Raw genomic sequence first — 15,688 nt, 5'->3', positions numbered from 1 at the left:
ATGAGCGACACCACGAACAGCGAGGCGGCCGTTTCGGCCGCCGCCATCCGCCTCTGGCTCCAGAAGAGCGCCGACGTGCTCGCCGAAAAGCGCGCCTATCTCACCGAGCTCGATTCCCCGATCGGCGATGCCGATCACGGCAACAACATGGACCGCGGCTTCAAGGCCGTGGTTGCGACGCTCTCCGACAAGGAAGATGTCGGCGCGGTCCTGAAGGCCGTCGCCATGACGCTGATCTCCAAGGTCGGCGGCGCCTCCGGGCCGCTCTACGGCACCTTCTTCCTCGACGCCGGAAAACCCTTTGCGGGCAAGGCCGAACTTGAGCCGGCCGATCTCGTGACGATGTTCGAGGACGGCATCGCCGGGGTGAAGAAGCGCGGCCGCGCCGAACCCGGCATGAAGACCATGCTCGATGCGCAGATCCCGGCCGCCGAAGCGCTGAAGGCGGCCGTGGCCGAGGGCAAGAGCGCCGTCGAAGCGCTGAAAGCCGCCGCCGAAGCCGCGGAAGAAGGCATGAAGGCGACGATCCCGATGCAGGCCCAGCGCGGCCGGGCGAGCTATCTCGGCGAACGCAGCATCGACCATCAGGATCCGGGCGCGACCTCGAGCTACCTGATCATCCGTGCGCTCGCCGATGCGGTCGCCGAGACATCGCAATGATCGGCATCGTCGTCGTCTCGCACAGCGCCAGGCTTGCCGAGGGCGTGAAGGAACTCGCCGATGGGATGACCCAGGTCGAGATCCCGATCGCCGCGGCTGGCGGCGTCGATGATCCGGAAAACCCTCTGGGCACGGATGGCATCCGTGTCCTGGAGGCGATCCACGAGGTCATGTCGGATGAAGGCGTTCTGATCTTCGCCGATCTCGGCTCGGCAAAGCTCAGCGCCGACATGGCGATCGACCTCCTGGAGCCCGAAGAGCAGGAAAAGGTGAAATTCTGCGACGCGCCGCTGGTGGAAGGCGTCCTCGCCGCCGCCGTGCAGATCGCCTCTGGCGGCAAGCTCGCCGACGTCATGCGCGAGGCCCAGGAAGCCGGTGCCGTCACCGCTCCCGAAGCGGAAATGGCGGACACCGACGCGGCTGCAGCCAAGGACGACAGCGACGCCAAGGCCGAGGAATTCGTCATCCGCAACCGGCATGGCCTGCATGCCCGCCCGGCCTCGCTGCTGGTTCAGACGATGAACGGCTTTGACGGCGACATCCGTCTGGAAAACCTCACCAAGGGCAAGAAGCCGGTCAACGCCAAGAGCATCAACGGCATCATGCTCTCGGCCGTCACCGGCAATGACCGTGTCCGTCTCACCGCGTCACCGCAAGAAGCAGACGCGGTCTTTGCCGCGATGCGCCGCCTCGTCGAGGACAATTTCGGCGAAGACGACGAGATGCCGGCCGAGGCGCCCGCACCTTCAAAGCCGGCCCCGTCCAAGGCTCAGGCCGCCTCTTCTCCCGGCACGTCGGAGGCACCGGAGGCGACCGACACTTTGACCGGTATCACCATCGCGCCCGGCTTCGCCCTCGGCCCGCTCCATCATGTCCGCCAGGAAATGCCGAAGATCGAGGTGGCCGCAATCGACGATCTCGACGCCGAAATCGCGCGTTTCGACAAGGCGCTGCAAGATGCGGAAGCGGAGATCGAGGCCGCCATGCAGGCGATGGGCGAAGGCCTGAGCGATTACGATCGCCAGATCTTTTCCGCCCACATCACCTATCTCCACGACCCGGAAATCACCGGCGGCGTGCGCGAACGCATCCGCTCCGAAAAGCTCGGCGCGGCCTCAATCTGGCAGGAGACGATGTCGGACCTCGCCGACACCTATTCCGGGCTCGAAGACAAGCTCCTGCAGGGCCGGGCCGCCGATATCGTCGATGTCGGCCAGCGCGTCCTGCGCTTTCTCATCGGAGACGAGGCGGCCTCCGCTCTCCCCGACGAGCCGGCCATTCTGGCGTTCCACGAACTGCGCCCCTCCGACGTCCTTCGCCTCGCCGACACGTCGGTTCTCGGCATCTGTTCCGCGGTCGGCGGCGAAACCTCTCATGCCGGCATTTTGGCCAGCAATCTGTCGATCCCCGTCGTCTTCTCCCTCGGCGAGGGTCTGAACGCCGTAAAAGACGGGCAGAAAGTCCTGCTCGACGGCGGCAAGGCCCGCCTCGACCTTGGGCCCGATCCGGATGATATCGCCAGGATGGAGCGCGACCGCGCCGCCTTCGAAGCTCTTCGCGCCGAAGCGGAAGCGGCCAAAGACCTCGCGGCCGAAACCAAAGACGGCCACCTCGTGCGTGCCGCCGCCAACATGGCCGCGCTCGAAGAGCTCACCGCCGTCGCCGACAGCGGCGCGGAAGAAATCGGCCTGATGCGCACCGAATTCCTCTTCATGGACCGCGATGCGGCGCCGGACGAGGACGAGCAGACGGAGATCTACAAGCGCATCATCGCCGGCCTGAAGGGCAAACCCCTCACCGTGCGCACCATGGATATCGGCGGCGACAAGCCGGTCGCCTATATGGATCGGCCGGCGGAGGAAAACCCCAATCTCGGCTGGCGTGGCCTGCGCTACAGCCTCGACGAGACGGCGCTCTTCGACACCCAGCTCGCGGCGATCCTCAGGGCGAGCGCCGAGGGTCCCGTGCGCATCATGTTCCCGATGGTTTCCACGCTTGAGGAGCTGCGGGCCGCAAAGGATCGGCTTGAGGCGGTCAGGGACCGGCTCGGCAAGGCCGGCCAGCCCTTCGACGACAAGCTCGAAATCGGCATCATGATCGAGGTGCCGGCCGCCGCCGAAATGGCCGATCGCCTCGCCCCGGAAGTCGATTTCTTCAGCATCGGCACCAACGACCTCACGCAATATATGATGGCGGCCGATCGGGCGAACCCGAAGGTGCAAAAGCTCTCCGATCCGCTTCAGCCGGCGGTCCTGCGCATGGTCGCCCGCACAATTGCGGCGGCCCACGAGGCCGGCATCTGGATCGGCATGTGCGGAGCGATGGCGGGCAACCGCCTCGCTGCCCCGATCCTTCTCGGCCTCGGGCTCGACGAGTTCAGCATGAAGCCCGTCGATATCGGCACCTTCAAGCTCACCGTCCGCCGCCTCGCAAAGCCCGCCTGCGAAGATCTCGCAGCCGAAGTCCTGAAACTCGACGGCGCGGAAGCCGTCCGCAAACGCGTCGCGGCCTTCCTCGACGACATCGAGACGGACTGAAAACCTGGCCTGGGCTGGGCTCAGGCCAGGCCACAGGCGGGCCTGAGCCCACCCCGAAGACAAACCCGCCGGCGTCTCACCCCTTCGTCAGGATGGCGCCGGCGATCACGTCGAAAAGGTGGTCGGCGCGCGCCTGAAGCGCCGGCTGATCCCGCAGCCAGGCGAGCGCGCTCAAAAGCGCGAACCGCGGTTATCTGTCGAGGCGGCGCAGAACCGGCTGACCCTTGAGGACGAGCCGGATCTGCCCGCGGCCCTGGCGCAGGAGCCGCACCGGCATCGCCCGCTCGTCGAGCCGGCGTTGCAGGAGGAGAAGGCGCGTCTCCAGATTGTCCTTGTAGTCCGGCAGCTTGAGATCCCGTGCCAGGCGGATCTCGCGATTGCTGAAATCCGTGCGTCTCTGGTGCAGATAGGCCTCCAGGAGATGCACGAGCACCCGCCCCGCCACGCCCTTGATGACATAGCTGCCGTCGATGAAGACGCTGTCGTCGAACGCGTGATGATCGACCTGAAACGCCGCTTCGGGCGGCTCCTCGGCGGCATCCGGCTCGCGGCCCGAAGCCGTCTCGCGCGCCAGCATTTCGGCAAGCGTGACGGCCTGCGCCGCCTGATGCGCGACGATCGCAAGCCCGATCTCGGCGACGGCCCCGAAGGCGAGGCGCTCGCGGCTTTCGGCAAAGATCACGCCCTGCACGCTGCCATGCGCCATCATCGGCACGGCGATCTGGCTCATCGCATCGGCAAGGCCCGGCAGCTGAATCATGCGCAGCCGGTCCTCGTCGGCGCCCGCCTGGCGCACGGCCGCGCCATAGCGGCGGACGCGGCTCATATCGCTGACTTTCACCGTATGGCCCCGGGCGGCGGCCATGCCGATCACGCCCTCGCCGACCGTCACCTCCGAACCGATGCCGGAGCGCTCGTAGCCGAGACTGCCGATCGTCGTCAGCGTCCCGCCACTCCCTTCTGCGCCCGCGCCCCCATGCACGCCCCCATTTGGTCCAAGCAGAACCATGACATGGCGATAGCCGAGATACCGATTGAGCCCGTGCAGGATCTCATCGACCACCCCGGTGAGTTCGCTTTCCCCCGCAATCCGCTCGACGACGGCCGCGACCTCGGCAAGGCTCGGCTCGCGGGCAACGGGCGCCGGCACGTCACCTTCGGGCGAGGGACATTCGACGATATCCTCGACGCGAAACACATCGACACTGCGCAGGCGCATCACGCCGGCCATGCCGACCTGGGCGCTCGTCGCCGCAAGCTGCGCTGCGACCCGCACGAAGAGCGGCCCCTCCTCCATCCGGTGCTGAAAGCTGAGGCCCAGGCGAAACTGCCGTCCGTCACGACCATCGACCAGGAGAAGCGTCGCGACGGGATTGGCACGCAGATTGGCGGCGGTCTTGGTGAAGAACTGGTTCGACAGGGCCACATGCGCCTCGTCCACCATCACCACATGCGAGAGATAGGAAATGTTGGGCGTCCCGTCCTCGGCAACGGTCGCGACGACCGAGGGAATGACCCCTTCGAAACAGCCGGAGAGATCTGACAGTCTGAGGCTCACCTGTCCGCCTCCACTTCCTTGCCGGCGCGCGGCCCGGGCGTCTGGTGAAAGACCGCCTCGATCGCCAGGCGCACGAGAACCGGCTCGCGCTCGCAAAGCCAGAGAGCACTCATCGCCGGCGCCACGCCGAGCGCGGCAAGTGCCTCCGTCATCGCCGCGATATAGCGGGCCGAGCGGTCGCGGGCGGCGGGCGATGCCTCGCCCACCAGCGCCCGGCCTTTCACCTGGTAGGAGACGTAATCGACCGGCCGCGTGAAGGTGATCGCCGCAGCCCCGTTGTCGCGGAGATTGGCGACCGTCGCGCTCCATTGCCAGGCGGAGACGACGATCTCGACGGCACGTCCGTCCGGCACCGGCCACGCCCCGACGCCGCGACCGATCTCCGCCCGGTTCGCCGGGTCGCGTGTTCCGACGATCATCATCACGGGGCTCGCAATGAAATCGGCAAGCTCTTGGTCGATCCGCATGGCCCGCAAAGCCCGAATCCCGGCCCGCGCCGGCACCGCGCAAGCTTAGGCGAATTTTAGGATCGCGTCGCCGCCCTTAAGAGGCATTTAGGAAGCGCCGGCCCGCCCCTCTTTCTAAAAGCCGTCCGACCGCGCCACGCCACGTCCAAGGCGCGCCACCGGGAGAAGCAACCCATGTCTTTCAATTTAGAGACCTATCTCGCCCGCATCGGGCTCAGCCAAGGCCCGGCGACCCTGGAAGGCCTGACCGCGCTCCAGCGCGCCCAGATGGCGACGATCGCTTTTGAGGATATCGAGCCCTATCTCGGCATCGTCCCCGACCTTGCGCCGGACGCGATCTGGCAGAAACTCATAGTCCAGCGGCGCGGCGGCTATTGCTTCGAACTGAACGGCCTCTTCGGCGCGGCGCTGAAGGCGCTCGGCTTCACCGCAAGGCCGGTTCTCGCCCGCGTGCGCATGGGCGCTGAAACGGGCGGCATCCGCGCCCATCTCGCCTTCATCGCAACGCTTGAAGGGCGCGATTTTCTCGTCGATGCCGGCTTCGGCGGTCCCGGCCCCTTCGGCCCGCTCGAACTCGTTATGAACGAGGAGCAGACGGTCGCCGGCGCCACCTTCCGCTTCGGCTATGACGCGGCAACCGGCGAGACGCTCCTCCAGCGGCGCGAGGGCGAGCAGTTTCTCTCACTCTTCGGTTTCGACGACAGCCCCTTCACCGCCATCGACATCGAAAGCGCCAATTATCTCTGCACCCATTGGCGGGCGGGCGCCCCCTTCGCGGACAATCTGATGCTGAGCCTGACGCGCCCCGAAGCCCAGCTCACCTTGATGAACCGGACGGCAAAGCGCGTCAGCGCCGACGGCGTCACGAAAGACTGGCAGATCGCCTCGCCGGCCGAGCTCGAACGCCTCGTCGTGGAAGGTTTCGGCCTCAATTACGAACGCCGAACAATCGGCGCCTTGTGGGAAAAACTCTACACGCAGCGGCTCGAACTCGCCGCCTGACCCGCCCCTCTCAGGCCAGATCTTCAATGAGAACGAACCGCTCCCAAAGGATCGGCAGATCCGGCGAAAACCCGCCATTGCGTTCGAAATAGCCGCGATGGCCCGCGCGCCAGCCCTCCAGGCTGTCGTCCTCGCCCTCGGCGAGTGCCATCGCTTCCGTCACCTCGTCGAAGCGGCATTCCACGAGCTCGACCGTCTCGATGACGAGCGCCGGCGTGTCGTCCCAGTTGAGCGCGATGTCCCGCCGCCCGATGGCGGGCATCGGCTCGCCAGCCTCAAAGTCCCGCAGCGCACCGCAGGTCGCCACCTTCCTGCCGGCGCGCACCAGCGCAAGAAGCGTGTCGCACAACGCGGCGCTGTCGCCGAACTTGAACGTCTCCGCCCCCGGATACCGCCGCTTCAGCGTCGCCAACTCCTCAGACATCAGCGCATCTCCCTCCAGCCTCCCAAGGCCCGCGGGGCCCCGCTCGGCCCCGCCGCATGCGGCCCATCCGAAGCCATGAATATCGCTTCGCCATATAACCGAGTCGCGACCTTGACGTTTATGACAGAAAACCGAGACCCCTCGCCGGCACCCCCTCTTCGGACAGCAGGAAGGAAACCATGCCCCCGCCAAAGCAGCCGTTTGTTTCGTGGGCAGCCGCTTTGTTTGTGGCGATACCCGCGGCCCTCTTCGCGATCCAGGCACAAGCCGCCGAGGCGAAGCCGTTCGATGCGGCGAAGGCGTTCTGCGAGCGGCAGACTTTCGTCCTGGAACGCATCGAGGAGGTCGGCCCGTGGCTCGACCATTTCAGCGGCCTGCGCAATGGCCGCTCGCCCGCGCCGGATGCGAATTGCCCGAGCTCCACGGTCCGCGCCATCCTCAACGTCGTCACCAGCAGCACCCTTGAGCTCGCCGAAACGCAACGATCCGCTCTCTTCAGCTTCTACGTCTCAAGATCCATGGGGCCGGAACTGGGCGATCGAATCGTCGATCCCGACGGCTCCTTTCGCTATCGCAGCGACGTCGTGCTGATGAGCTTCGTCTGGCTGCTGTGCCCCGGGCATGGAGAGGAAAGGCTCTCCTGTGTGACGGGCGCCATCGAAGGCTTTCCCACCCAGTTCGTTGAAACGAGCCCGGTCTTTTGCGACTTCGCGGCGCTCGACAAGGCGAAGGTCGAATGGCCTTCCAACCGAGAGGTCCGTCCCCTGGTCTGCGCGAGCGGCGGAACCTTGCAATCCGCCGCCCCCGAAGCATGGCTGAGGCGGGCCGGAATCATTCTCGGAGACTAGGCGGACGCATCGATCGTGCCGGCGCCTCCGATGGCCGCCATATATGCGCCCGATCCCCTTTTACGCATTCATATGTCTGACGACTGAACCCGGAAAGACCGATGCGGATACGACACATCTTCGCCGCCGCCCTCCTGGCCGGCCTTCTCCCGACGCCCTCCCTCGCGGACACGCTCGTGTTGTCGCCGGCAGAGGCCGAAACCATGTTCAACGAGGCGAGCCGGCAATGGGAGGTCGTCATCCGTCTCGACGATGACAGCGCGAAAGCCTTCGCCCGGTTCACGCAGGCGCATCAGCAAGAAAAGATCGCCGTCACGGTCGACGGCGAGGTGCTCGTCACGCCGATGATCCGCTCACCGATCTACGGCGGCCCTCTCCCGATCGGCGGATCGGAGAGCGCAGCAAAAAGCCAGGATCTGGCCAAGCGATTGCAGAGCGGCCGCTCCATCCTCACCCTCGCCCCGGCAAAATAGCAACCGCCACGCGGCCCGCATCCGCGACCATTCCGCGGCGCCCAGAACCTCTCCGGGGCCAATCTCTCGGCACCACCCTTTCCGCACAGCAGAAAGCCGGGCCTCGCCCGCAACATGGGCGGGGCTAGAGGTTGGTCGGCGATGGCACAGTCCCGGTTGGCCTCGGGGCTCGCGGACGAGCCGACCTAGCGATATAGGACCGCTCAGGCGGATGCTTGACCGGGGGAGATAGGGGTAACGGCGAAGTGGCAGGACATTTATGCCGGTCGCTTACTTCCACATCCGGTCATTCTTCTGCCGCACGACATTGTAGCTGCGGAACGCCGGACGCGACATGAAAGCGTCCACGTGCTCGACGTAGTCTCCGAGCGCGTCTTGCACGTCTCGACGTTTCAGATCACTCCTGCTGCCAACGATGACTTCTGCAAGCTTCAACACCGGCACGAAGTCCATGAAATACAGACCCAGTTTCGGATCCTTCTGGTCTAGCTTCACGTACGCTCGGTATTCCGCCTCGTATTGCCATGCGGAAAACTTCTCATAGAGCGTAGTTCTCATCTCGGCTTCGCCAAACGCACTGAGGGCTGCCACTCCGTAGTCGTCGACAGTTTTACGGCGCTCCACGTAGCGAACCGGCTGAAACAGCTCCGGGTTCAAAACATCGAAGCCCAATGCCACCCCCTTGTGCTTCTCGGCATAGTGCCCCCAGAGAAGCGGATGCCTCCAGTTATCGCTCATGCAGATGATGCCGAAGGAGATTGCGAGTTGTTTCTTCCACTTTTGTAGAGCACGGCGATCCTCGGGCGTATCCACGACAGGCCCGAGAAACTCGAACGGATCGTTGAGTTCCAAGATTTCCGCCACCTTGAGCCGGCGCTTCCTGATAGCTTCGAGGCCGTATTTGGCGGAGGTGAAGTGATAGAGTCGCATGGATGCCTCATGCTGGCCCGTACCGGCTGCACCAGGAGATGGGCCGGGCCATTCTCGTTCAATCCTACTTGGTGATATCGGGCAGCCAATTGTTCGCCGCCAGTCGGCTAATGTCGGCTTGCAAGGCTCCGCGTTCGGCGTCTTCAAGATGACGAAAGGCCCAATCGGCATCGAGCACTTCGTTGACGATCCGCGCGATCAATCGAGCAAGTTCGGGCACGCCTGACAGTTCGATCGACCACCCCGTCGGTTCGAAATGAATAAACTGATTGCGAATCTCTTTATGGACACGCTTCAGCCACTTCAGCTCGACGTCGCTGATCGCGATTCCGGGGGATTGTGCCCCACTGCCAACACTGTTGGGTTTACGTATGGCCTTCAGCAGATCGTAGAACTCCAATAGCCGCGTTTCCGGCAATTCACGGGCACCTTGAGCGCCTTGAGTGTTCAGATAGTCCCGCCACGCCTTCGTGCTCTTCTTCGTGAGTGCACCCACTGGCTGCGCAGTTGTCGTTAGGTGACAGACGCATGCCCCTTGCAGCGCCGAGTGCAGGGCCAGCAATACCCACTTCCATGCCTGTGGGTCTTCGTTTGCGAAATCTGCGCTGCGAAGTGCATGACGGATCGAGCCCGCCACGTCCCTCGGCTCATCGGTACGGAGCCAACGGCTTTCGTCCTCTTCCTTGCTCATCTCACAACCCTCCCTGAACTGCGTCGCAGGTATGTTGAGAACTATATCAACAACCTCCCAGTCCAGCAGCCCGCCCCACCTTGGCCAGGGGAGGGAGCGACCAAGAAGACTCCCTCGGAATGGCAGCTTTCCGCCAGTCCCTGCTCTGGAGCTACCAGCCCGTTTCCACCCACCCCTCCGGCTCCACTCTCCGTTTCCATCGCCTCGCGCGGCGACCTCCATCCCCTCGGCAAAATCCCGCCCGGCGATCTCGACATGCCCACCACCGCCCCCGGCTTAATCTCCACCGCCTCTAAGCGACCGGCGTTTGGCCCGAAAGAACCTGCCGGAAGACGGGCATGTCGATATTGCCCCCGGTCAGGATGAGGGCGACGCGTTTGCCGCGAAAACGTTCGCGCGCGTCCATCAGCGCGGCCAAAGGCGCAGCACCCGCCCCTTCCGCCATGTTGTGCGTGTCGGTGTAGAGAATGCGGATTGCCTCGGCGATTTCGTCCTCGCCGACCTGCAAGATGCCCGCCGCGCCGTTCAGGATGATCTCCAGCGCCTCCGGCTGAGGCTCGCGGCAGGCCACGCCGTCGGCAAATGTGCGCGCGGTCGGGGTCGGCCGGGGGCGGCCGGCCTCGAAGGATTGCGCAAAGGCCGGCGCGTTTCGGGCGACCACGCCCCAGATCTCCGTCTTCAGCCCCAACAGATCGCGCAGCGTGATCAGGCTGCAAATCCCCGATCCCATGCCGACCGGAACGAAGACGGCATCGATGTCGGCATGGTCGGTGAACAATTCGTGGGCGTAGGTGGCGACGCCCGCAACGATATCGCGGTGGAAGGAGGGGACGAACATAAAGCCGTGCGAGGCCTGATAGCCCGTCGCAATCTCCCGGCTTTCGTCGAAATCCTTGCCCGCAACGATGACTTCGCCGCCGAAAGCCGCCATCGCCGCGTTCTTTTCGCGCGAATTGCCTTCCGGAACGATGATCTTGGCCGGAATGCCGGCTCGGGCGGCGCCGATGGCGATGGATTGGCCATGGTTGCCGCGCGTCGCCGTCACCAGGCCGGGCGGCAGGGCGCCGGCGCGGCGCAGGTTTTCGACATAAAACAGCCCGCCCCGCGCTTTGAACGAGCCGGTGGGCGTGTGGTTTTCATGCTTGACGATGACCTCCGCCCCGGTTCGGCTCGCCAGAAGAGGCCAGGCATAGGCAGGTGTCGGCTTGACGGTCGTGCCGACGACGGCAACGGCGGCGTCCAGGTCCTTCAGGGAAAAGAGCATTGCAAAATCCTTGCGTGGCAATGGCTCTCGGATCATGCCCCCCGCGTGCCCCGGCGGGCTTTCATGAATCCGATGCGAAATCGCCTGCGCCCAGGAACTGCGGGTGAGGATGCCTCCGCAAAATGCTACGCTGCGGCATGACGACGACGCACAGCATGGGCGCTTACCCCACCGAGCCGGTCAGAACGTACGAAGACGCGACATGGCGGGTGGAGCTCCTCCCCCGGCAGGCCTACGAAACGCGCTACACGCCCGAACGGCCGGTGATCGGCTTTGCGTTTGATCGCCAGAATGGCGTCCATGCCTTTGCGGGCGACAGGAACCGTGATTTTGCGGCGCGTGCGAACGGCTTCGCCTATCTGCCCGCCGGCTGCGAAATCTACTCGCGCTCTGAAGGCGGCGGCGAATATCTCAGAATTCTGCGCAAGAACGGCCAATATGCGAGGCCGCACGAGCGGCACTTCAGCGATATGGCCCATCGGGCGGCGACAAATTCAGCCCACCGTTTGCGCCGGGAAATCCTGCTTCAAGACACCCGCGATCCCCTCACGATCGAAGCGCTGGCCCTCGACCTCGAGCGTGCCGCAACGGCGATCATCGATGGGGCGGAACCTCGCGATGTGGCGGCGCAATGGATGACGCAGAGACGCATGACGCGTGTCGAGGCGATCATCGAAGCCCGCTTTGCCCAGGCGTTGACTGTCGCGGAATTGGCCGAGGCCCTTAATCTATCTGCCGATTTTTTCACCCGCGCCTTTCGCGCGGCTTTCGGCCGGACCCCGCGCGACGCCATCATCGACCGCCGCATTCGCCATGCGCGAGATCTGCTGTTGAAGAGCGATGCGCCGTTGGCCGCAATCGCCCTGGCGAGCGGTTTCTCCTCTCACGCCCATATGACGGCACAGTTCGGCCAAAGACTGGGCATGTGCCCAAGCCAATTTCGGCGGCGATGACGTCGATGGCTGCAGGCTCTGCGGCCCTACAGCAAAACGCGCGTCCCGCGTCTTGACGCGCATCTCCCCGCCCCACTAACCGCAGCTCGTTCATCGCGGTCCGGCGCCGGAGTTAAGACCGGCGACCTGCTCCGGGCATCGTCTTTTGCGAGGGGTTCATGCACGATGTCACGATCCGCGCCTTCGACCCGGCGACGGACACTGAAAAACTCTCAAAGATCTGGCTCGACGCCTCGCTCCTGGCGCATCCCTTCATCGGCCGCGCCCGGCTCTTGCAACAGCGGCGTCTCATCGAAGAGACATATCTCCCCGCGGCCGAGACATGGGTCGCGTGTCGCAGCCAAGAGCCCGTCGGCTTCATCAGTCTGATGGAGAATTTCATCGGCGGCCTGTTCGTCGCCCCCGCGCACCAGGGACAAGGCATCGGCCGCCGCCTGATTACCCATGCCCTCACGCGCTGCGACGAACTCACCCTCGAAGTCTATACGGAAAACGCGGGCGCCCTGCGCTTCTATCTGGCGCAAGGCTTTGAGGAAATCTCGCGCCGCCCCCAAGACGATGAGGGCTTTCCGTTCGAGAACGCCCGCCTGCGCTTGCCGGTTTCCTGAGGCGGACCCCTCACGCCACCGCCTCCATCTCTTCCTCTCCCGTCTCCCTCGCCTTCGCCAGGCGTTCGAACGGCTGCGTGCCGCAGGCGAGAAGGCGTGCGAGTTCGCTCGCCGGCCGCGGTTCGCTGAAGAGATAGCCCTGCACCTCGGTGCAGCCCTCGCGCGACAGGCGTTCCAGCTGCTCGGGCGTTTCCACCCCCTCCGCCGTCGTCAGCATCTGCAGGCTGCGCCCGAGCCCGGTGACGGCGCGGATGATCGCCATCGCCTCCGGCCGGTCGGAGAGTTCGCGCACGAAGGACTGGTCGATCTTGAGCTTGTCAAAGGGGAATTTCTGCAGGTAGCTCAACGACGAATAGCCGGTGCCGAAATCGTCCATGGAAATGCGGATGCCGAGATCCTTGAGCTCCTGCAGCACCGCCACATTCCCCGCGCTGCCGTGCAAAAGCACCGATTCCGTGATTTCGAGTTCAAGCCGCGCGGGATCGAGCCCGGTCTCCTGAAGCACCTCCACGACCGTCTCCACGAGCCTTTTGTTCTTGAACTGCACGGGCGACAGATTGACGGCGATCTTGATCATCTCCGGCCAGCCCGCCGCCTCTGCACAGGCCTGCCGCAACACCCATTCGCCGATCGGCACGATGAGGCCGATCTCTTCGGCGACCGGAATGAAGGCATCGGGCGGGATCATGCCGCGTTCGGGATGCGGCCAGCGCAACAAGGCCTCGAACCCCGTCACCCGCCGCGTCGCGACATTGAGGAGCGGCTGGTAATAGAGCTCGAATTCCTGGTTCACGAGCGCCTTGCGCAGATCGAGTTCGAGCGCGCGCCGCGCCTGCAGCCGCGCATCCATGCCCGGCTCGAAGAAGCGAAACGTGCTGCGCCCGTCGGCCTTGGCGCGGTAGAGCGCCATATCGGCGTTCTTCAACAGCGTATCCGCCTCGCACCCGTCCAAGGGCGAGAACGCGATGCCGATGCTGGTGCCAACGGCGACCTGATGGCCGTCGATATCGAAGGGCTTTTCGATCGCCTCGATGAGCCGGCCGGCAAGCCCGCTCGCATCCGAGGGATCGTCGAGATCGGCCTGGATGATGGCGAATTCGTCGCCGCCGAGCCGCGCGACGAAATCCGTCTCGCGCAGCGTGCGGTTGAAGCGCTCCGCCACCGCCTGCAGCAGCTTGTCGCCGATCGGATGGCCGAGCGTGTCGTTGACGCCCTTGAAATGATCGAGGTCGAGGCAGAGGACGGCAAGCGCCCCCTCCGTCCGCCTAGCGCGCACGAGGTCGGCTTCGAGCCGCGTGCGGAAAAGAAGCCGGTTCGGCAGATCGGTCAGCGCGTCGTGATGGGCCATATGCTCCACCCGCGCCTCCGCCTTGCGCCGTTCGGTGACGTCGATCACCGACAGGAGAATGACCGGCCGCCGCTCCACAAGAAGCTCGCGCGCATAGGGAAACACCTCGATCCGCCGCCCGTCCGCCGTCACATGGATCCACGATTGCTCCACCGGCCGCGCCGCCTGGCCCGCCCCCGAGCGCATCTCCGACAGCGTCTCCAGAAACTCGCGCATGCGCGTGCGGTCGCCGGGGGCGGCGACATCGAGCACATCCATCGCCAGAAAGTCCTCAGGCCCATAGCCGTAATGCGCGCTCGCCGCCCGATTGACGCGGATGATCTGGCGGCTTTCCTTGTCGACGAGCCACATCGGCACGGGATTGTCGTCGAAGAGCGTGCGCAGCGCCTCCTCGCGGGCGCGAATATCGGCGATGTCGCTCACGGTCACCGAGACGAGATCGCCCGTCGGCGCCACGCCGAAGCGCAGATGCCGCGCCCCCGCCTCCCCCTCGAACGTCGCCCCCTCAAACGTCGCCCCCTGGAACGTCGCTTCAAAATGCGTCCGCCCCCCGTCGCAGACGCAGGCGAGAAGCGCCGAAACGAGATCCTGCCCCGGAAACAGCCCCGCAAGATCGGACATTCTTTGCCAGGAGAGCGCCCCCGCCTCGCAGTCGAGAAGCCTCGCTGCCGCCTGGTTCAAGGCGATGATCTCGAAATCGACCGCCTTCCCCCCCCGGTCGCGGATCGCCTGCAGCGCCAGCATCCCCTCCATCGTGGCGCCGAACATCGTCTCCAGAAGATCCTGCCGCGCCGCGTGCTCGTCGAGAAGCAGGATGAAGCTCACCGGCCCCCACCTGTTCGAGAGCGGCAGCGCCCAGAGATCGTAGGTGGCGATCGCCCCGTTGACGATCATATGCGTCTCGACGCGCTCCGGCCGGCAGCTTTCCTCGGCGCGCGCGATGACCTCGCAAATGGCGCGGGCGCGGTCGCGGCGAAGCGCCGAGACCACCGCCGCACCGGTCTCCCCGCCATCGACATCGCCAGCGGTATCGGCCCAGGCAGCAAAGGCGGGGCCGATGCGCAAAAGCCGCAAATCCCCCGCCTCGCCGGCATCGCGAAACGCCAGCGCCTTCATCTCGATGAGGCGCCCGAGATGCCCGAGCGCCACGCTCTCATAAGACGGCAACGTCTCGCCCGGCCGAATTTCCGAAGCCCAACGCCGCAAAAAATGCTGCACCGGATTGTCGAGACGCAAACCCGCCTTCGCCGCCCCAGTCTCTCTCTCGTGTCCGGTCATCTCACCGCTTCGATAATCTTGACCTCAGTATCGACATCACTTGAGCCACCCCAACGCCCCAAGGATATCGACAGACGTAACGGCGAGTTCTGACCAAACCGTAAGAGTTTACTGCAATAAAACTGTCACAATACACGCAGCGCTCGTATATTCCGAAGACCCCATCCGAAGAGGCGAGCCAGTTTGCAAATTTTCTCAAAAACGGCCCCGGCCGCACGACATTCCGGCACAGCACCAACCAATGCTACGGGCTCCACCCTCTCCCCTTGAGGGAGAGGGTGGCCGGCGAAGCCGGTCGGGTGAGGGGGACGTCTGTGTCAGGCACGGCCCCACTCACGGGCACGGCTCCCCCCGGGGCACGGCCAGTTCCTCTCCCCCCAAAGAAACACAGGCTGGAGAGATCGCCGAGAAGCGGCGGGTGCGGGGTGGCGCCGATTGCCGCGCACGCCACTAGCCAATGGCACAACCTACCCTCGCCCCCTTGCGGGGAGAGGGTGGCTGCCAAAGGCAGCCGGGTGAGGGGTCACTCCGAGCCAGCTCAGGGCACGGCCAAGCCAAACAAACGCCGCCGACGCCCCTCCCTTAACCCCTCCCCGCAAGGGGGAGGGGAATCCCGCCCTCTGCTCAAAGCAAGCGCCAACGCTCAA

General features: G+C 65.0%; 14 protein-coding genes. 7 read left to right on the top strand and 7 right to left on the bottom strand.

Features of this window, described 5'->3' with window-relative positions; all coding sequences use genetic code 11:
• Window positions 1-660 (top strand): dihydroxyacetone kinase subunit DhaL, encoded by a 660-nt coding sequence (gene dhaL, locus J2R99_RS10970; RefSeq protein ID WP_307154521.1) that lies wholly within the window; start codon window positions 1-3, stop codon window positions 658-660.
• Window positions 657-3,197 carry a phosphoenolpyruvate--protein phosphotransferase gene (gene ptsP / locus J2R99_RS10965; RefSeq protein ID WP_307154519.1) on the top strand — a complete coding sequence of 847 codons (2,541 nt, stop codon included), beginning with the start codon at window positions 657-659 and terminating at the stop codon, window positions 3,195-3,197. The genes dhaL and ptsP overlap by 4 nt, the downstream gene beginning before the upstream one ends.
• Window positions 3,198-3,387: 190 nt before the next feature.
• On the opposite strand, the gene J2R99_RS10960 is transcribed toward ptsP, so the two are convergent.
• Together J2R99_RS10960 and J2R99_RS10955 are read right to left on the bottom strand one after the other, a co-directional pair.
• On the bottom strand, window positions 3,388-4,755 hold the full coding sequence (locus tag J2R99_RS10960; protein WP_307154518.1) for a pyridoxamine 5'-phosphate oxidase family protein: 1,368 nt from the start codon (window positions 4,753-4,755) through the stop codon (window positions 3,388-3,390).
• Entirely contained in the window at window positions 4,752-5,222 is a 471-nt protein-coding gene (locus J2R99_RS10955) for a pyridoxamine 5'-phosphate oxidase family protein (protein ID WP_307154517.1), read from the bottom strand. Before J2R99_RS10955 ends, J2R99_RS10960 begins: the two co-directional genes overlap by 4 nt.
• A gap of 174 nt (window positions 5,223-5,396) precedes the next feature.
• Here J2R99_RS10955 and J2R99_RS10950 point away from each other — a divergent pair, with 174 nt between their 5' ends.
• Window positions 5,397-6,224: an arylamine N-acetyltransferase family protein gene (locus tag J2R99_RS10950; protein ID WP_307154516.1), complete on the top strand. Its 828-nt coding sequence runs from the start codon at window positions 5,397-5,399 to the stop codon at window positions 6,222-6,224.
• Between the two features lie 10 nt (window positions 6,225-6,234).
• Here the strand turns inward: J2R99_RS10950 and J2R99_RS10945 are convergent, their stop codons facing one another.
• Entirely contained in the window at window positions 6,235-6,648 is a 414-nt protein-coding gene (locus J2R99_RS10945; RefSeq protein ID WP_307154515.1) for an ASCH domain-containing protein, read from the bottom strand.
• A gap of 179 nt (window positions 6,649-6,827) precedes the next feature.
• Between J2R99_RS10945 and J2R99_RS10940 the strand changes: the two genes are divergently transcribed.
• Together J2R99_RS10940 and J2R99_RS10935 are read left to right on the top strand one after the other, a co-directional pair.
• A complete protein-coding gene (locus J2R99_RS10940; RefSeq protein WP_307154514.1) occupies window positions 6,828-7,496 on the top strand; it encodes a hypothetical protein in 669 nt (222 codons plus the stop codon).
• Window positions 7,497-7,597: 101 nt separating this feature from the next.
• Window positions 7,598-7,969 (top strand): SecDF P1 head subdomain-containing protein, encoded by a 372-nt coding sequence (locus tag J2R99_RS10935; protein WP_307154513.1) that lies wholly within the window; start codon window positions 7,598-7,600, stop codon window positions 7,967-7,969.
• A 270-nt stretch (window positions 7,970-8,239) separates the two neighbouring features.
• Here the strand turns inward: J2R99_RS10935 and J2R99_RS10930 are convergent, their stop codons facing one another.
• From J2R99_RS10930 to J2R99_RS10920, 3 genes are all read right to left on the bottom strand, one after another.
• Window positions 8,240-8,899 (bottom strand): DUF2971 domain-containing protein, encoded by a 660-nt coding sequence (locus J2R99_RS10930; protein ID WP_307154512.1) that lies wholly within the window; start codon window positions 8,897-8,899, stop codon window positions 8,240-8,242.
• A 64-nt stretch (window positions 8,900-8,963) separates the two neighbouring features.
• Entirely contained in the window at window positions 8,964-9,590 is a 627-nt protein-coding gene (locus J2R99_RS10925) for a hypothetical protein (RefSeq protein ID WP_307154511.1), read from the bottom strand.
• Between the two features lie 292 nt (window positions 9,591-9,882).
• Complete coding sequence (locus tag J2R99_RS10920) at window positions 9,883-10,854, bottom strand: threonine dehydratase (protein WP_307154510.1); 972 nt, start codon at window positions 10,852-10,854, stop codon at window positions 9,883-9,885.
• Window positions 10,855-11,009: 155 nt separating this feature from the next.
• Between J2R99_RS10920 and J2R99_RS10915 the strand changes: the two genes are divergently transcribed.
• Entirely contained in the window at window positions 11,010-11,807 is a 798-nt protein-coding gene (locus J2R99_RS10915; RefSeq protein WP_307154509.1) for a helix-turn-helix domain-containing protein, read from the top strand.
• A gap of 158 nt (window positions 11,808-11,965) precedes the next feature.
• A complete protein-coding gene (locus J2R99_RS10910; RefSeq protein WP_307154508.1) occupies window positions 11,966-12,415 on the top strand; it encodes a GNAT family N-acetyltransferase in 450 nt (149 codons plus the stop codon).
• 10 nt (window positions 12,416-12,425) lie between these two features.
• Here the strand turns inward: J2R99_RS10910 and J2R99_RS10905 are convergent, their stop codons facing one another.
• The gene (locus tag J2R99_RS10905) at window positions 12,426-15,041 is read right to left on the bottom strand and encodes a putative bifunctional diguanylate cyclase/phosphodiesterase (RefSeq protein WP_307154507.1); all 2,616 of its coding nucleotides are present in this window, start codon (window positions 15,039-15,041) and stop codon (window positions 12,426-12,428) included.
• Window positions 15,042-15,688 lie beyond the last annotated feature (647 nt).

Origin of the sequence: Rhodopseudomonas julia, from assembly GCF_030813515.1 — a bacterium.
Classification (GTDB): Bacteria; Pseudomonadota; Alphaproteobacteria; order Rhizobiales; family Afifellaceae; genus Afifella; species Afifella julia.
The sequence above is the reverse complement of the archived record's forward strand: the minus strand, read 5'-3'. Positions and strand labels throughout refer to the sequence as shown.

Coding starts and splice junctions, on each gene's coding strand:
- dhaL (WP_307154521.1), top strand. CDS start 1: ATGAGCGACACCACGAACAGCGAGGCGGCCGTTTCGGCCGCCGCCATC.
- ptsP (WP_307154519.1), top strand. CDS start 657: ATGATCGGCATCGTCGTCGTCTCGCACAGCGCCAGGCTTGCCGAGGGC.
- J2R99_RS10955 (WP_307154517.1), bottom strand. CDS start 5,222: ATGCGGATCGACCAAGAGCTTGCCGATTTCATTGCGAGCCCCGTGATG.
- J2R99_RS10950 (WP_307154516.1), top strand. CDS start 5,397: ATGTCTTTCAATTTAGAGACCTATCTCGCCCGCATCGGGCTCAGCCAA.
- J2R99_RS10945 (WP_307154515.1), bottom strand. CDS start 6,648: ATGTCTGAGGAGTTGGCGACGCTGAAGCGGCGGTATCCGGGGGCGGAG.
- J2R99_RS10940 (WP_307154514.1), top strand. CDS start 6,828: ATGCCCCCGCCAAAGCAGCCGTTTGTTTCGTGGGCAGCCGCTTTGTTT.
- J2R99_RS10935 (WP_307154513.1), top strand. CDS start 7,598: ATGCGGATACGACACATCTTCGCCGCCGCCCTCCTGGCCGGCCTTCTC.
- J2R99_RS10930 (WP_307154512.1), bottom strand. CDS start 8,899: ATGCGACTCTATCACTTCACCTCCGCCAAATACGGCCTCGAAGCTATC.
- J2R99_RS10925 (WP_307154511.1), bottom strand. CDS start 9,590: ATGAGCAAGGAAGAGGACGAAAGCCGTTGGCTCCGTACCGATGAGCCG.
- J2R99_RS10920 (WP_307154510.1), bottom strand. CDS start 10,854: ATGCTCTTTTCCCTGAAGGACCTGGACGCCGCCGTTGCCGTCGTCGGC.
- J2R99_RS10915 (WP_307154509.1), top strand. CDS start 11,010: ATGGGCGCTTACCCCACCGAGCCGGTCAGAACGTACGAAGACGCGACA.
- J2R99_RS10910 (WP_307154508.1), top strand. CDS start 11,966: ATGCACGATGTCACGATCCGCGCCTTCGACCCGGCGACGGACACTGAA.
- J2R99_RS10905 (WP_307154507.1), bottom strand. CDS start 15,041: ATGACCGGACACGAGAGAGAGACTGGGGCGGCGAAGGCGGGTTTGCGT.